Genomic DNA, 16,825 nt, shown 5'->3' with positions numbered 1-16,825 from the left:
CCAGCTGGCAACAGGGATCATCTGGCTATATACTCCCGCGTAAGTACTTGAATTATAAGAATCTCGCCCCCAGGCAGGCGATGGATCCCAAACCGCGTGAACAGTAGTACCCTGCAGACAGACAGCTTAGGGCAAGCTTCTCCTGAACGTATTCTCTGCGTGTTGGGCATGCACCGCAGTGGCACCAGTTGCCTGACCGGGTCGCTGCAGGAAGCCGGCCTGCACATGGGTGATATTCACACTTGGAACCCGCACAACCTCAAGGGCAACCGCGAAAACCAGCAGATCGTGGACATCAATGACCGGGTGTTGGCCTCCGTGGACGCCGCCTGGGACAGTCCCCCTGTGGCCGAAGTCAGCTGGCGCGAAAACGAACTGCGGGCCGCCCGCGAGTTGTTTGCCGCCTACAGTGACCTGAGCCCTTTTGGCTTCAAGGACCCGCGAACGCTGCTAACCCTGGCGGGCTGGAAACAATTGTTTCCACAGCTGCAATACATCGGCATTTTCCGCCATCCGCTGGCGGTGGCGCAATCGCTGGCCAAGCGCAGCGGTATGCCCACTGACCAGGGCCTGGAGCTCTGGTACCAGTACAATCGCCGGCTGCTGCGCCAGTACCGGGAAGCGCCTTTCCCGCTGCTGACCTTTGACGACGAGCAATCGTGTTTCCAGCGCAAACTGCAGCGGGCGCTCACTAACCTGGGTTTTGATGCCGGCGCCTGGCAGGGCGAATTTTTCGATGAAAGCCTGAGGTCCGCGCACCGGGAGAGTGAGGGCGCCATGCCATGGAAGATTCGCCGGCTATACCGTAAATTGCAGCGCCTGGCTGCCTGAGGTCCCCTTATGCTGACGCAAATAAGAAAGATAATGAACGGTGGCAGCACCCCGGCGAGCCCGGCTGTCGCCGGCGATGGTCCAACGCTCAGCATAATCGTGATTCTCTACGACATGCCGTTGCAGGCGGAAAAGACCCTGTATTCGCTCTCGCCGCAATACCAGCAGGATGTCGCGGAATCCGACTACGAGGTGATCGTGGTTGAGAACGAGTCCGCCAACAACCTGGACCGCAAATTTGTCACCGGCCTGCCGCGCAATTTCAGTTACCACCTGCGCGCTGAGCGCGAGCCGACGCCGGTACACGCGATCAATCATGGCGTCGGTATCAGCCGCGGCCGCCATGTCTGCGTGATGATCGATGGTGCGCGCATGGTAACCCCGGGGGTGGTGCGCAATATCCTGCGCGGGCACCGGCTGAGTGCCAAGGCGGTGGTCAGTGTGCCCGGCTACCACATCGGTGACCAGCTGCAGCAGGAGGCGGTGGCCGAGGGCTACGGCGTCGCCGAAGACGAGGCGCTGATCGAGTCTAGCGGCTGGCCGGCCAATGGCTATGGGCTGTTTGATATCGCCTGCTTCAGCGGCTCCTGCGCGGCGGGGTTCTTTCGTCCCAACAGCGAGAGCAACTGTATCAGTATTCCCCGGGATATCTGGGCGGCCCTGGGTGGCATGGATACGCGTTTCAATCTCCGTGGCGGCGGCCTCGTCAACCTGGACCTGTACAAGCGGGCCTGTGAGTTTCCCGGCGTCGAGCACGTGGTGTTGCTGGGAGAGGGAACCTTCCACCAGTTTCACGGTGGGGTGACTACCGGCGGTGAGGCCCGGGAAGTGCGTGCGGCCCTGATCGAGGACATGCAGCGGCAGTACGAGCACATTCGCGATGAGCCCTACAAGAGCCCGCAAACCAGGCCGGTATTCCTCGGTGAGCTACCGCGCCAGGTATTGAAGTTCGTCCATTCGTCAGCGGAGCCGCTGCTTGCCGCTCCCAGCCACAGTGCCCCGCCGGCGCCGGTGGCCCTGTTCAAGGCAGAATCCGCCAGCGGTTGACGACCTGGAAAGCTGTTTCGCCGTTTGCTGCGTAACTGTCTCACATACTCTCGAACGCGCTGGAGAAAACCCATGAACCGATTCAAGTACCTGGTCGCTGCCGCGGCCTTTGTCGCAGCCACCCTGGCCCAGGCGGGGGAGCTGGCAGTGGGCGATCCGGCCCCGGACTTCAGCCTGCCGGGCTCGGACGGCCAGACCTATTCCCTGGCCGACTATCGCGGCAGGCAGGCGGTAGTGATTGCCTGGTTCCCGCGGGCCTTCACCAGCGGCTGCACCGTGGAGTGCAAGTCACTGGCGGAGAAGGGCCACCTGATTCGCGAGTACGACGTCAGTTACTTCATGGCCAGCGTCGACCCCCTGGCGGACAACATCGGCTTCGCCGAGGAAACCGGCGCCGATTTCCCCCTGTTGAGCGACCCCGAAAAATCCACGGCCCGCGCCTACGGGGTGCTGCACGCCATGGGCTTCGCCAGGCGCGAAACCATTTATATCGGCAAGGACGGCCGGGTGCTCAAGATCGACGACCAGGTCAATCCCGCCACCTCGGCCGAAGATATGGCCGCTACCCTGGGACAACTGGGCGTCGCCAGGCGCTAGCGCCTTCGCCGCCGGCTGTCATGTTGGACCAGGGCGCCATATCCCGGCCGCGGCATTGCACCGGGGGCGGCGCTGGGCCATGCTGAGCCTCTACTGGTGGAGGCAGGCGTATGGAATTTCAGCAGGAAGAGGCGGCAAAGGACAGGGATCTGGTCGAGGCGGTCAACCGGGAGGCGGGCGAGCTGATCAGGCTGCTGCGCTGCAGCCAGGCGCCCGATCAGGTGCTGGCGACTGCCACCGAACACATCCAGGCCGCGATGAAGTCGCTGGCCCCCTACCTCAGGCAGGGGGAGGGCTGGTCCACCATCTCGATCGCCAGCGACACGCCAGGCCTTGGCTGGCTGGAGGACGATCTCACCCGCTGTATGCCCTACAGCCCGGTGAGCGGGACCTGCAACCCGGTGGCGCCGCCCATTCGCATGTGGCGGGACGGCGACGAAGTGCGCGGCGAAGTGGTGTTTTCACCCACCTATGCCGGGCCGCCTAACAGCGTGCACGGCGGCATAATCGCCGCGGTATTCGACGAATTACTGTCCATGGCCAATGTGATTTCCGGCAACGCGGGATTTACCGGCACGTTGTCGATAAGATACCAGCGGCACACGCCCCTTGATCGCCCCATTGAACTGTGGGCAGTTAATGAACGCACCTCCGGGCGCAAGCTGTTTTGCCGGGGTGAAATGCGGGTGGACGGTCAGGTGACCGCCAGTGCCGAGGGTCTGTTTATCCGCCCTGCGACGCAAATGGATAGCTGATCGGGGGCCTCGCTCCGTCACATGACACGTTCCAGAGACCCGGGCCGCGCCAGCCCCGCGGAAGCGGCACGGCTAATGCGGCTCGCCACCTATGCCTCGGTTACCGTGGCGAGCACACTGATAGCCGCGAAATTGCTTGCCTGGCAGATGTCGGGGGCGGTGAGCCTGCTGGCGACCCTGGTTGATTCTGGCCTCGACGTTGTCGCCTCGGCAGTCAACCTGCTGGCGGTGCGGCACGCCCTGTCACCAGCGGATCGTGAACACCGCTTTGGCCATGGCAAGGCGGAGGCCATCGCCGGGCTGGGGCAGGCGATCCTGATTACCGGCTCCTCGCTGTTCCTGTTCTATAGCGCTATCCAGCGCATGCTGGAGCCGGTGCCGCTGTCCGGGTTCGGCCTGGGCATGTGGGTGATGGTGTTCTCGATACTCATGACCCTGTTGCTGCTGACCTTCCAGCGCCACGTCATCCTGCGCACTGACTCGACCGCCATCCGTGCCGATGCGCTCCATTACCGCACCGACCTGCTGGTCAATGCCAGCGTATTGCTGGCGCTGGCGCTGTCGCGCTGGGGCTGGCCGGGCTTCGACCCGCTGTTTGCGATGGCCATTGCCGTTTATATTCTTTACAGCGCCTGGGCTATTATCCGTCACGCCTTCGATCACCTGATGGACCGGGAACTGCCCGATGCAGAGCGCCTGGAAATAGAGCGGATTGTGTTGTCGCACCCCGAGGTCAGGGGGCTTCATGACCTGCGAACCCGGCGCGCGGGGACGGACACCTTCGTCCAGCTGCACATCGAACTGGACGATCACCTCAGCCTGCGCGAGGCGCACCGGATTGTGGTGCAGGTGGAAGTGGCGGTGATGGCAGCGTTTCCCGGGGCCGAGGTATTGATCCACCCCGACCCCCTGTCGGTGGTACTGTCGCCGTAACCGCCGGGGGTGCCTCAGAAGCTGTAGCTGACCCGGGCGAAAACGTTGGTGCCGGTACCGGGCAAGCGCTCCCGCAGCGCGATGTCGGGATTGCGCACGCGGTTGTAGCCGCCGAGGTGATCCTGATACTCCCGGTCCAGCAGGTTGTTGACGCCCGCTGCCAGTTGCAGGTTTGGCCTCAGCTGCCAGCTGGCAGCGAGGTTCATCAGGCCGTAGCCCGCGGTTTCCTGCTCGCGGTTGGTTGCGCTCACGTCGTCCTGCGCGCTGTAGAAGACCCCCTCCACCTGGATGCCCCAGGTGTGCCTGGCGTAACCCAGCGTCACGCTGGTGTTGGGCGGCGCGATGCGGTACAGGTTGTCATCAATGTCATCGCGTTCGCCGCGGACATAGTTGACGATGCCGGCCAGGCTCCAGTGCGTGCCCAGCTGCCAGCTCCAGTCCATGTCGAACCCGTACAGGACGGCATCGACGTTGTTGAACTGTAGCGGCGCCGGGCTGCCCGGTGCGCTCATCATCTGCGCCGCCATCACCGCGGGCATGAGTTCACTGGGCGTACCCTGGATATAGTCCTCGATATCACTGTAGAACAATCGCGGTGACAGGCTCAGGGTGCCGCTGCTGAAGTCCAGGCCCAGCTCCAGCTGGCGGGCGACTTCCGGGTCGAGGTCGATATTACCGGTGTAGGTGTTGCCGTCGGCCAAACCCGCAGTCGCCTCCATGGGCAGCCACAGGTAGCGTTCCTGGTAGCTCGGTGACCGGCTTTTCTGCGCCAGGCCGGCATACCACTGGGTGTCCGGGGAGAACCGGTACCAGAATTTGGCCACCAGGTCGGTGTTGTAATCAGTTTGCTCCCGGTCGGCGGCGTTGAAAGCGTCACGCAGCGCTGCCGCGGGCGGCATCATGTCGGCGGGTGTACCGCCCACTTCGTCGGCATCCATCTGCACCCGGTTGTAGCGAATGCCGAATTCCCCGCGCCACTGGTCTGCCCACTGGTGATCGCGCTGGAGGAATACACCGAGAACCTCCCGCTCGGCATTGTTGAAGTTGATCACCTCGAACACGGGATTGTTGGGATTGTCGATGTCGGAGTTGTGGCGGGCATCGAACCCATCGGCACCAAAGGTCCAGCTGCCACTGGCGTCGAACAGGCGACTGTGGATGCGAAAGCCCTGGTTGTCGCTGTCCGCCAGGTTGCGGCGCCACAGGCCTGCGTCGCCGGGCGCCGGGCGCATGTGGTAGTTGGTCATACCGTGGTCCAGCTGTGAACCGAACACGCTTACTTCTACCTCCAGCTCTCCCGGGCGGTCGAAGCGGTAACCGAGTTGCTGCAGGTCGCCGCCAAAACCCTCGATGTCCATGGGCAGCGCGGGGGTGCCCGATTCACCCGTGTCGTTGTGGCCGTAGTCGAAGTGAACGCTGTGTTCACCCAGGCGCAGGCTGTAGCCGATATCGTAACGCTCGCGCTGGTACTCGGTGGGCCTGATTTTGCCGCCGGGAAAACGCGCGTCTTCACCGGTTTCCGCTACCGCAGCCAGTTTCAGCTTGTGCTGGTGATTGGCTGCGAAGATCACGCCGCTCAGTTGCGCTGCGTCGTTAGCGGACTGCAGGCTGGCGTAGATATTGCCGCTGACCCGCAGTTCACTGTTGGCGGAAAATTCGCCGCGCATGCTGTGGGCCACCACCGCGCCGCCAATCGATTCCTGGGCCACTGCGACCGGGGCGATACCGCGATACACCTGCAGTGACTCCAGTTGCCCGCTGCGGGCGTAGGAGAGGGGCGGGTCCATCCAGTTGGGCCCCGAGGGGGCCAGCTGGGTACCGTCGATGGAGGTGGCGATACGAGCACCGTACATGCCGCGATACTGCGGGATGCCGGTGATGGGGCCGTTGCTGTTGACATTGGCGCCGGGTGCCTCTTTCAGCAGCTGGGCCACATCTGCCGACACCACCAGGGCGTCAGTGACCTCGATGCTGCGGCTGTCCCTCTGTCCGAGGACCACCAGTTCTTCCAGTGAGCCGGTTTCAGCGGCAGTGCCCGCGGTGGCCACGAGTGCCGCGGCGAGGGCGAGATAAATACGGGTATGGTGCATGATTCAGGCGAGTGTTGGTGAATGATGCTCGCAGTATATAGCGCACCCGCTGCCCTCGCCTGAGGCACTTTGTCGCACCCGGGGCCGGCCTCTGCCGCAGGGTTCAAATACTTCTACCAGCTGCCAGTGTCTCGGCCTGACTCCCGGTTTATTCACCTAACTGTCTGATTATAAATGCAATTATTTCTTTTGCCCGGAGCAGCTGTGGCGTGAATTTTCACAACCATTCGGCCATCAGATTCCGTATATTGAGCGCAGGGGCCGCGAGGCCTTGCTGAGTATTTTAATAACCTGAGAGATAAGCCATGAAAGCAAACCGCAAGCGACTGTCAGCCGCCATTGTGCTGGCAACCGGCGTGGCCGCCGGCCATGCCCACGCACAGCTGGAAGAAGTGATTGTCACCGCCCAGAAGCGTACCGAGTCACTGCAGGACATCCCGGTGGCGATCTCGGCCTATAACGCCGACAACATCGAGAGCATGGGGCTTATCAACGCCCAGGATATCGGCGCGGCATCGCCCAGTCTGCAAATGCCCCTGTATCCCACTGCCGCCAATAACCTGGCACTGTTTATTCGCGGCATCGGTAACGCCGATTCCATTGTGATTACCAAGGACCCGACGGTGGGTGTCTATTACGATGGCGTTTACGCGGCCCGCTCCACTGGCTTGCTGGCGGAGCTTTCCGACCTGGAACGGGTGGAAATACTGCGCGGTCCCCAGGGTACGCTTTACGGCCGCAATACCACCGCCGGAGCCATTAACTTTATCAATGCCAAACCCACCGGGGAACTGGGGTTCAAGCAGGTCCTCGGGGCCGGCAACTTCGGCAGCTGGCGCAGTGTCAGCCACCTCAACCTCGATGATATGGGTGGTTTCAAGGCCAAGTTCACCGCAACCTTCTCCGAGCGCGACGGCTGGGTCGACAACGAGGGCCCCAACGCGGTGGACGGGCTCGACTACACCGATTACTACCAGCGCGAGGCGGAAGGCTATCGGGTCGCCCTGCGCTTCGACGGCATAGACAATCTGCTGGTCGACTACAGCTATGACTACTCCGACATGGACACGGCCCCGGCCTACTTCCAGTACGGCGGGCCGACCGGTGGCCTGGATCCGGCCTTCAATCCGGTAACCGACAGCTTCCGCACGCGGCTGGAGGAGACCCGCACACCCACCGGTGGCGGCAAGTTCGCCTACTACCTGCCCGAGACCGAGACCGAGGTACAGGGTCATAACCTCACCATCGAGTGGGCGATTAACGACCAACTGACCCTGAAATCGATTACCGGCTACCGCGAGTTCGATGACGATGCCTCGCAAAACTTCAGCCAGTCGTTCGGCAGTGCCGGCTCACTTGAAATCAACACGGTCACTGACCACGAGCAGTTCTCCCAGGAACTGCAACTGATCGGCAGCCATGATCGGCTGCAGTGGGTGGCCGGTGCCTACTACTTCGATGAGGAAGGTACCCAGGCTGAGCGCCAGTACCTGGATCGCGCCACCGTGGACCAGACCGGCATTATTGCCCTGGACCTGAGCAACTTCCCCCCCACGCCCTGCAGTGATGGCTCAACGGCGGCACCGTTCTGCTCCGATTTCACCCTGTTCTATCCGCTGTACCTGGGTGAATACAGCGTGGATATGGAGGTGGAGTCCTGGGCGGTATTTGGCCAGGCCACCTGGAACGCCAGCGAACGCCTGGACCTGACCCTGGGCCTGCGTTACACCGACGACGAGCGCAGCGCGGTGCGCACCAATGACGGCCTGCTGTGGAACTCCTTTGGGCCGGGCGCCTCGGCGTCGACCCTGGATGAGCCGGACTACACGGCGATTGCCGATTACCAGTGGACCGAGAACATCTCCACCTACATCAAGTACTCCACCGGATTCCGCTCCGGTGGCTCCAGCCGCAACGGGCTGGAATTCAGCCAGCCCTTTGACAAAGAGACCCTGGAGTCCTTCGAGCTGGGCTGGAAAACCGAGTTGCTGGACCAGCGCCTGCGCCTGAACGGCGCGATCTACCACATGCAGATAGACGATGTGATTCTCGATTACCTGCCCGACCCGGTAAACAATCCCCAGTTCGTCGAGGTGTTCAACTCCGGGGAGGCGACCATCGAGGGGCTGGAGCTGGATATGACCTGGGCGCTCGGTGAGAATTTCCTGCTGGGCCTCGGCTATGCCTACCTGGATTCCGACATCGATGACGCCATTTTCCCCGATGGTTCCGACCGTTCTGACACCACCGAGCTGGTCTGGGCGCCCCAGCATGCCTACTCGATCAATGCGGACTGGGACATTCCGGTGAACTACGGCACCTGGCGGCTGCACGCCGATTACGCCTGGCAGGACGACCAGCTGGCCCTGGCCAATACCAACTTCGGTGAAGTCACGGTAGCGGCCTACGGTGTGCTCAATACCCGGCTGAGCCTGGCGGATGTGCAAATGCTGGGCGGTGACTGGCAGTTCGCCCTGTGGGTCAAGAACCTGCAGGATCGCGATAACCTGAATTACGCCATCGGCACGACTGCCCACACCTTCCTGGCGCCGCGCATGTATGGCGCCGAGTTGATTGTCGAGTTCTGAGCAAGCCCTGCCCGGTTAATGCCGCAGCGGCGCGGCATTAACCGGGTGTCGCCCACGTGACATATCCGTTGCCTGTTCGCTGCTACACTTCATTCCCGACTACAAAACCAATCATCGACAGGGAAATAATATGGATCTGGGAATCAGTGACCGCGTCGCCCCGCTGTTGGCGGAAGTGAAACAGTTCATCGACGAGGAAGTGCTACCGGTGGAGCACGAATTTCTCGAAGAAATCAACGTTGGCGATCGCTGGCAGCTCACCGACCGGCAGCTGGAGATTATCAATGGCCTCAAGGACAAGGCCAGAAGCCGCGGCCTGTGGAACTTTTTCCTGACCGACGGCGACAGCGGCTCCGGCTTGAACACGGTTGAATACGCCTACCTGGCCGAGGAAATGGGCAAGTCGCACCTGGCGGCGGAGGCCTTCAACTGTTCCGCGCCGGACACCGGCAACATGGAAGTGCTGCACAAGTATGGCAGCGAGGCGCAGAAGAAACAGTGGCTTGAGCCGCTGCTCAATGGCGAGATCCGCTCCGCCTTCGCCATGACGGAGCCCGGGGTGGCATCGTCGGATGCCACCAATATCTGCACCGAAGCCGTACTGGACGGTGATGAGTGGGTGATCAATGGCGAGAAACACTATGTTTCGGGCGCTGGTGACCCGCGCTGCAAGATCATGATCGTAATGGTCAAGACCGACCCCGATGGGCCCAAACACCTGCAGCAGTCGCAAATCCTGGTGCCGATGGACACCCCCGGGTTCAGCAATGTGCGACCCATGCAGGTGTTCGCCCTCGACGATGCGCCCCACGGCCACATGCACCAGAAGTTCGACAATGTCCGGGTGCCGAAAGACAACATCATCCTCGGCCCGGGCCGGGGATTCGAGATTTCCCAGGGGCGCCTCGGGCCGGGTCGTATTCACCACTGTATGCGCGCTATAGGCGCGGCGGAAAGAGCCCTCAAGCTGCTCTGTGAACGCTCGGTATCGCGGCAGGCCTTCGGCAAGCCGCTGGCGCGACTCGGCGGTAATATCGATATCATCGCCAACGCCCGCATGGACATCGAGCAGGCGCGCCTGCTGACCCTGAAAACCGCCTGGATGATGGATCATGTCGATCCCAGGGAAGCCCGGATCTGGATATCCATGATCAAGACCACGGTCCCCAATATGTCGATCCGCATTGTCGACCAGGCAATCCAGATGTTCGGCGCCCTGGGTATCTCCCAGGATACCCCGCTGGCGGGGATGTATATGGCCCAGCGGACCCTGCGCCTGGCGGACGGTCCCGACGAGGTCCATCGCATGGTGGTAGGTCGCAACGAGCTCAAGCCCTATATGGCCGCTGCGGCGCAGCCGGTTAACGCCACTTTCCGCGACGGCTGAACAGCCCGATACCAACAGAGGAGCCGGGACCCCTTATGCAGGGATTTGAATTCAATACCGTGGCCAAGCTCGTTTGTGGGCCGGGCAGCGCACTGCAACTGGCGGGTCACTGCCAGCGCCTGGGTGTCTCCCGTCCGCTACTGGTGACCGACCCGGGCCTGGTGAGCATTGGCCTGGTCCAGCCGGCGATAGCGGCCCTGGGTGCCAGCGGGACAGGCGCGATTCTGTTCGACCAGGTCCGCGAGGACCCGCCGGAGGCGACGGTGCTGGCGGCTGCCGAGCTGGGCCGCACCCAGGGGGTCGACGGGGTGATCGCGATCGGCGGCGGTAGCTCCATGGATGTCGCCAAGGTGGTCGCGGTGTTGCTGGGGGGCGAGCAGCCCCTGGCGGAACTCTACGGTGTCGGCCAGGTAAGCGGCGGTCGCCTGCCCTTGATCCTGGTGCCGACGACGGCCGGTACCGGCTCGGAGGTAACCCCGGTGGCGGTGATAACCACCGGGGAAACCACCAAGGCGGGGGTGTCATCGCCGGTGCTGCTGCCGGATGTGGCGGTGCTGGATGCCGATCTAACCCTGGGCCTGCCACCGGCGGTCACGGCGATGACCGGCGTGGATGCCATGGTGCACGCCATCGAGGCCTATACCTCGCGGCACCAGAAAAATCCGGTTTCGGATAACCTGGCGCGGCAGGCACTGGTATTACTGGCGGGCAATATCCGCACGGCGGTGCATGAGGGCGGCAACCGGGAGGTGCGGGAAGCGATGCTGCTCGGCGCCTGTATGGCCGGCCAGGCCTTTGCCAATGCGCCAGTGGCCGCGGTGCATGCCCTGGCCTATCCACTGGGGGGGCATTACCACATTCCCCACGGTCTCAGTAATTCCCTGGTGTTGCCGACGGTGCTGGCATTCAATGCCGAGGTTGCCAGTGCCCACTATGCCGAGCTCAGTGAGCTGGTGGTCCCCGGCGGCGCTACCGGCAGTGACGAGGCGCGCAGTGCCGCCTTGATAGCGGCGCTGCGGCAGCTGGTGAACGACCTGGGGCTGCCTGCCACCCTGTCCGCCGCCGGCGTTGTCGAGACAGATCTGGAGATGCTGGCCGAGGACGCCATGCTGCAGGAACGTTTGCTGGTGAATAACCCACGGGATGTAAGTTACGACGACGCCCTGGCCATTTACCGCGCCGCCTACTGAATGCCGTGCAGGGGAGCTGATCAATGAGCCGCGAGCAAGCACCGGTCCGCGATGATTACCGGGTGTTCTACCCGATACCGACGCGCTGGGCCGACAACGATATTTATGGCCACGTGAATAACGTCACCTATTACTCCTACTTTGATACCGCCGCCAATCGCTACCTGATCGAGGCGGGCGGACTGGATATCAGCGACGGTTCCATAGTCGGCTACGTGGTCAATTCAGGTTGCGCCTACCACGCGCCGGTGGCCTACCCGGATGAACTGGAGGCGGGCCTGCGGGTGGACAAGCTGGGCAACAGCTCGGTGCAGTACGGCCTCGCCATCTTCCGCAAGGGCGAGCAGTCAGCGGTAGCCCACGGCCACTTCGTCCACGTGTTTGTTGCACGGGCAGAGGACCGGGCGGTACCTGTTCCGGAAAATATCCGCACCGCCCTGGAACAAATCCGGGTCGACCGCTAACCGCCAGCGCCGGGCGGTCCGCTCATTGCCGGTGATAGGCGCTGGCGCGGGCGGGGATATCCACCGCCTGCAGAATTTTCATGCGCAGTTGCGGGTTGTAGTCCGGGCGCTGCCTGAGGAAGCCGGTGACTGTTGCCACCACCGCCGGGCTGTACTGGTTGCGCAGGGTGGCATTGACCCAGCCTGTCGGGAAGAAAATGTCGCCGGTCACCTGGATCTCCGCCAGCAGTTCCAGACTGGGCAGCACATAGCTGCCGGCGTGCTCGACGCGAGTGGGGTGGTGCAGGTAGTCCAGTGCATCCAGCACCCAGCTTTCGGTCGCCCGTTGCTCGACGCGCGCCAGGCTGGCAAAGAACTGGTCGCGTACCGCCGGCTCCGGTGACAGGGCAGCGGCAACAAAATCAAAGCGGCGCAGGTTGTCGGGATTGGCGATCAGTTTGCGCTGGCTGGCGAGGATGGTGGCGGCCTGGTCGGGCAGGCCGATGGCCAGGTTTTCCGCCAGGGCGATGCGGTCGTTCTCCGACAGCGACAGCGCTTCCACCTCGACGCTGCCGTCCCAGATGTCCCGCAGGTAGCCCAGGCCGTCTCCGGTCCGGGCGAGCTGGGCGTAGCTCTCCAGGAACAGCCTGGCCCGCCCGGGGTCGGCGGACGATTCCATGGCGGACTGCAGGATGGCTTCCAGTTGCGGCTGTACCGCCTGACGCGCCGCCGCACTGATAAAGCTGCTGTGGACCCGGTACAACTGGTCGAGCATCTCGCCGAGTATCAGCTGGTTACGCTCCACCGCGATGTTGTCCAGCAGGAAGGCCAGGTAGCGATCCGGGCTGGCCAGGCTGCCATCGAGAAAATTCTCCCAGGCGTCGATCAGCAGGGCACCCCGGGCCAGGGGCGTCTTGTCCTGCAGCCCGTCGAGGTCCGCCTCGGTCAGCGGGAACAGGCCGTAACCAAAGCCGTTACTGTTCAGTTGGGTCGGCGTCCCGGGCAGTATCACCGGGCTGGCGCCGCTGTCGAGATCTCGGCTCTGTTCACCAAAGCTGACCGCAAACTGCTGCGGCCAGGCCCGCCCCTGGCCTGCCGGGTCCTGCTGGCGCAGCGACAGGCTGCCGTCGGCGGCCGTTTCCAGCTGCAGGCGGGGGCGCCCGGCCGAGTTCACCCAGACTTCGCTCCAGCGCCTGAGATCCTGTTCGGTGAGCGGGTCGAGTATGGCGATCAGGTCGGGCCAGGTGGCGTTGCCGAAGGCGTGGTTTTGCAGGTACTTCTGCAGGCCCAGGCGAAACCTGTCTGCACCGATGATCAACTCCAGCTGGCGCATCATGATGGGCGCCTTGAGGTAAATGATCGGCCCGTACAGCTGTCCCGCCTGGTTGAGGTTGGCCAGGGGCTGGCGTATCGGGTTGGCGCCCCGGCTGCGATCGACCCGATACGCGCCGGGATAGTGATCCAGCAGGAAGCTCAACTGGTGATCCATGTGAGCGAATGCCGGCTCGACGATTTTCGCGGCCATGAAGTTGGCGAACACCTCCTTGGTCCACACATCGTTGAACCACGCCATGGTCACCAGGTTGCCGAACCACATATGGGCGGTTTCGTGGGCAATCAGGGTGGCGCGATTAAGCAGCTGCGCATCGGTGGGTGCCTCGTCCAGGAACAGCGAGGAGGCCCGGTACTGGATGGCCCCGGGATGCTCCATGCCGCCGTACTGGAAGCTTGGGATCAGCGCCATATCGAACTTGGCGAAGGGGTAGGGGATGCCGGTGTAGGCTTCCAGCCAGCGCAGGGAGGCGGCGTGTAGCTCGAAAATGCTGTCCAGGTTGCGGGCCACCTTGTCGCCGTCGGTTTCCCGGTGCAGCAGATTTATTTCCCGCCCGTCGACCTTGCGGCTGGCGCGCTGGAAGTGGCCGGCGACGAAAGAGAACAGGTAGGAGCTGGTCAGTTCGGAGGTGGCAAAGCGATAGCGACTGCGGCCATCGACAGTCTGCTTGCTTTCCAGGGGGGCATTGGCCAGCGCATCCCAGTCTTCCGGGGTGACCAGGGTCAGCTGGTAGCGGGCCTTGATATCCGGCTGGTCGAACAGGGGAAAGACGGTGCGGGCGCGGTCCGGCACCAGCAGGGTATAGAGGAAGTCCGGATTGCGGTTGAGGGACTCGTCGCCGGCGATGAAGCTGATTTCCAGCCTGTTGCGCCCCTCGGCCAGGACCCGGGCGGGGATCAGAATGTGCTCATGCTCAACCCGGTAGTCGACCCGGGACCGGTCTGCGGCGCCGGTTCCCGGCCCGGTGCTGTGCACGGACAGCACGTGACCGGCGCCCTGGCGGAAGTCCAGTTGCAGTGGCTCCTGCCTGTCGGCGAGGTAGAATTCGATAGCGATGTTGCCCGCGATGGGCTGGTCCTGGACGGCCGGGATGTCCAGGGTCAGCCGGTAGCTAACATCACTGATCCGGTCCGCCCGCGATTCCGCCAGCGCCCGGGAAACACCGGGCTCAGGGGTCATGGCGGCAGCCCAGGCGAAGCCAGGCAGTAACAGCAACAGGCCAAGGAGCTGGCACGGTCGAATAAAGCACATTGAGTAATCACCTGGCCCCATCGAGGGCGTCTTTCAGGAACGGCGCGAGCAGCCGCATATAATTCACCGGCGCCAGCCGGGTAATCAGGGCGATATATTTCGCATCCGGGCCTACCAGCAGGCGCTTCCGGCGCTTTGCCACCGCGCTGATAATTTGCGCCGCGGCGGATTCAGCGGAGGTCCGGGTCATGGCCTGGAACCGGGCGTCCCGATCTTCGGGGCTGGCCTCGCCGCCGCGGGAGTCGCGGGCAATATTGGTGCTGATACCTCCCGGGTGCACGCAGCACACGTGGACGTTGCTGTCGGCCAGTTCCATCCGCAGGGATTCGGTATAGCCGCGCACGGCGAACTTCGACGCGTTGTAGGCCGACTGGGTGGGTACGCTGATCATGCCGAACACCGATGAAATATTCACCAGGTGCCCCTGGGGCGACTTGCGCAGCAGCGGCAGGAAGGCGCGGCTGCCGTGCACCACCCCCCAGAAGTTGATGTTCATCAGCCACTGGATATCCTCGTAGCTGTTTTCCTCCGAGCTACCGGCAAGCGCCACCCCGGCGTTGTTGATGACGATGTCCACCTGGCCCCGTTCGCCGGCAATGCGCCGGGCCCAGGCCTCCACCGCGTCGCGGTCCGCCACGTCGAGAACCTGCAGGTCACTGTGGGGATCCGCGCGTTCCAGCAGGGCCGCGGTTGCATCCAGGGAGCCGGGCTTGATGTCGGAGAGATAGAGGGCGCAGCCCTCGCGATTGAGCTGCAGTGCCAACGCCCGGCCAATACCACTGCCGGCCCCGGTGACAACCGCGCACTTCCCCGCTGTGTAAGCCATGGCCATTCCTTTTTGTCATCTGGCGGGCAGTATGATCTGCCACTTATCGCTGTTGTGTCGGGGAATCTTAATGCGCGCTGTTCTATTTATCATTGTTTTTGTGGTGACGGCTCGCAGTTGGGCCGGCGCCGCCGCGGCCGGGGGCTTGCCCGCCGGGTGCAAATCCCTGCCCCGGGGTCGCCAAACCGACTGGACAGCAGGTGCCGCTTCACCTAAAATGCCCGGCCAGATTTCACAAGTCCGGATCGCGCACCGGATTCTGTGTGTTCCTGTGAAAACCAGAGCTTAATTTATGTCAGCAGGCGAGATGCGGTTACCCATCTCGCCTTTTTGTGAGCGCGCGAATCTATGGCATACAGTGATGGTTGCACCCTGTTGACGGAGGTTTTGCTTGTCCAGTCCTGCCATATTGGTCCTTGAAGATGGTAGTGTTTTCAAGGGCTTAGCAATCGGAGCCGATGGTGCTTCGGTCGGCGAAGTGGTTTTCAATACCGCCATGAGCGGTTACCAGGAAATACTCACTGATCCCTCCTATGCCCGCCAGATAGTCACCCTGACCTATCCCCACATCGGCAATACCGGCACCAACAGCGAAGACGAGGAATCCGCCAATATCTGGGCTGCAGGCCTGGTGATACGCGACCTGCCGCTGCTGGCCAGCAATTACCGTAACGAACAGGGTCTGGCTGATTACCTCCGCAGCCGCAACATCGTCGGTATCGCCGACATCGACACCCGCCGGCTGACCCGCATTCTGCGCGAAAAAGGCGCCCAGAATGGCTGTCTGATGGCCGGTCCGGACATCGATGAAGCCGAGGCGCTGGCCCGGGCTAAAGACTTTGCCGGCCTCAAGGGTATGGACCTGGCGCGGGAAGTGACCACCGCCGAGACCTACGGCTGGAACGAGGGCAGCTGGGAACTGGGAGTGGGCCACAGCGAGCGGGCCGGCAGCGAGCTGCCCTGGCACGTGGTGGCCTACGACTACGGGGTCAAGCGCAACATCCTGCGGATGCTGGTGGACCGGGGCTGTCGGCTGACGGTGGTACCGGCGCAGACACCCGCCGCCGAGGTGCTGGCCATGAAGCCGGACGGGATTTTCCTGTCCAACGGCCCCGGCGACCCGGAGCCCTGCAGCTATGCCATCGAGGCGATACAGCAGATATTGGCCACCGACATACCGGTGTTTGGCATCTGCCTGGGGCATCAGCTGCTGGCCCTGGCCTCTGGCGCCCGCACGGTGAAAATGAAGTTTGGCCATCACGGCGCCAACCACCCGGTGCAGAATATCGACGACGGCACGGTGCTGATTACCAGCCAGAATCACGGTTTTGCCGCCGATGAGGACAGCCTGCCCGACAACCTGCGGGTCACCCACAAGTCCCTGTTCGATGGCAGCCTGCAGGGCATTCATCGCACTGACAAGCCCGCCTTCAGCTTCCAGGGCCACCCGGAAGCCAGCCCCGGCCCGCACGACGCGGCCCCCTTGTTTGACCATTTTATCGAGCTGATGTCAGCCCCGCTGAATGAAGCTCGCGCTGGGGAGACACACTAAGC

The 16,825-nt window shown here is 63.0% G+C and carries 13 protein-coding genes; 10 read left to right on the top strand and 3 right to left on the bottom strand.

Features of this window, described 5'->3' with window-relative positions; translation table 11 throughout:
- Positions 1-96: 96 nt before the first annotated feature.
- The 5 genes from DWB85_RS16680 (at position 97) to DWB85_RS16660 (ending at position 4,163) form a co-directional block, all read left to right on the top strand.
- Positions 97-831 (top strand): sulfotransferase family protein, encoded by a 735-nt coding sequence (locus tag DWB85_RS16680; protein ID WP_133300655.1) that lies wholly within the window; start codon positions 97-99, stop codon positions 829-831.
- Positions 832-840: 9 nt separating this feature from the next.
- Entirely contained in the window at positions 841-1,878 is a 1,038-nt protein-coding gene (locus DWB85_RS16675; RefSeq protein ID WP_117956828.1) for a glycosyltransferase family 2 protein, read from the top strand.
- Positions 1,879-1,950: 72 nt separating this feature from the next.
- Positions 1,951-2,475, top strand: a complete 525-nt coding sequence (locus DWB85_RS16670; RefSeq protein ID WP_117956826.1) for a peroxiredoxin family protein — start codon at positions 1,951-1,953, stop codon at positions 2,473-2,475.
- Positions 2,476-2,585: 110 nt separating this feature from the next.
- Entirely contained in the window at positions 2,586-3,230 is a 645-nt protein-coding gene (locus tag DWB85_RS16665; RefSeq protein WP_117956824.1) for a PaaI family thioesterase, read from the top strand.
- A gap of 21 nt (positions 3,231-3,251) precedes the next feature.
- The gene (locus tag DWB85_RS16660) at positions 3,252-4,163 is read left to right on the top strand and encodes a cation diffusion facilitator family transporter (RefSeq protein WP_162846172.1); all 912 of its coding nucleotides are present in this window, start codon (positions 3,252-3,254) and stop codon (positions 4,161-4,163) included.
- A gap of 14 nt (positions 4,164-4,177) precedes the next feature.
- Here DWB85_RS16660 and DWB85_RS16655 read toward each other — a convergent pair whose 3' ends face one another.
- Positions 4,178-6,253, bottom strand: coding sequence for a TonB-dependent receptor (locus tag DWB85_RS16655; protein WP_117956820.1), 2,076 nt, complete (start codon positions 6,251-6,253; stop codon positions 4,178-4,180).
- 305 nt (positions 6,254-6,558) lie between these two features.
- Between DWB85_RS16655 and DWB85_RS16650 the strand changes: the two genes are divergently transcribed.
- The 4 genes from DWB85_RS16650 (at position 6,559) to DWB85_RS16635 (ending at position 11,882) form a co-directional block, all read left to right on the top strand.
- Positions 6,559-8,841, top strand: coding sequence for a TonB-dependent receptor (locus tag DWB85_RS16650; RefSeq protein ID WP_117956818.1), 2,283 nt, complete (start codon positions 6,559-6,561; stop codon positions 8,839-8,841).
- A 130-nt stretch (positions 8,842-8,971) separates the two neighbouring features.
- Positions 8,972-10,228 carry an acyl-CoA dehydrogenase family protein gene (locus tag DWB85_RS16645; protein WP_117956816.1) on the top strand — a complete coding sequence of 419 codons (1,257 nt, stop codon included), beginning with the start codon at positions 8,972-8,974 and terminating at the stop codon, positions 10,226-10,228.
- A gap of 35 nt (positions 10,229-10,263) precedes the next feature.
- Positions 10,264-11,418 (top strand): iron-containing alcohol dehydrogenase, encoded by a 1,155-nt coding sequence (locus DWB85_RS16640; protein WP_117956814.1) that lies wholly within the window; start codon positions 10,264-10,266, stop codon positions 11,416-11,418.
- Between the two features lie 23 nt (positions 11,419-11,441).
- The gene (locus tag DWB85_RS16635) at positions 11,442-11,882 is read left to right on the top strand and encodes an acyl-CoA thioesterase (RefSeq protein WP_117956812.1); all 441 of its coding nucleotides are present in this window, start codon (positions 11,442-11,444) and stop codon (positions 11,880-11,882) included.
- Positions 11,883-11,904: 22 nt separating this feature from the next.
- On the opposite strand, the gene DWB85_RS16630 is transcribed toward DWB85_RS16635, so the two are convergent.
- Positions 11,905-14,373 carry a M1 family metallopeptidase gene (locus DWB85_RS16630; RefSeq protein ID WP_239017359.1) on the bottom strand — a complete coding sequence of 823 codons (2,469 nt, stop codon included), beginning with the start codon at positions 14,371-14,373 and terminating at the stop codon, positions 11,905-11,907.
- A 79-nt stretch (positions 14,374-14,452) separates the two neighbouring features.
- Positions 14,453-15,271 (bottom strand): SDR family NAD(P)-dependent oxidoreductase, encoded by an 819-nt coding sequence (locus DWB85_RS16625; protein WP_117956808.1) that lies wholly within the window; start codon positions 15,269-15,271, stop codon positions 14,453-14,455.
- Between the two features lie 391 nt (positions 15,272-15,662).
- Here DWB85_RS16625 and carA point away from each other — a divergent pair, with 391 nt between their 5' ends.
- Entirely contained in the window at positions 15,663-16,823 is a 1,161-nt protein-coding gene (gene carA / locus DWB85_RS16620) for a glutamine-hydrolyzing carbamoyl-phosphate synthase small subunit (RefSeq protein WP_117956806.1), read from the top strand.
- Positions 16,824-16,825 lie beyond the last annotated feature (2 nt).

It is taken from the genome of Seongchinamella sediminis (assembly GCF_003457605.1).
Classification (GTDB): Bacteria; Pseudomonadota; Gammaproteobacteria; order Pseudomonadales; family Halieaceae; genus Halioglobus; species Halioglobus sediminis.
The sequence above is the reverse complement of the archived record's forward strand: the minus strand, read 5'-3'. Positions and strand labels throughout refer to the sequence as shown.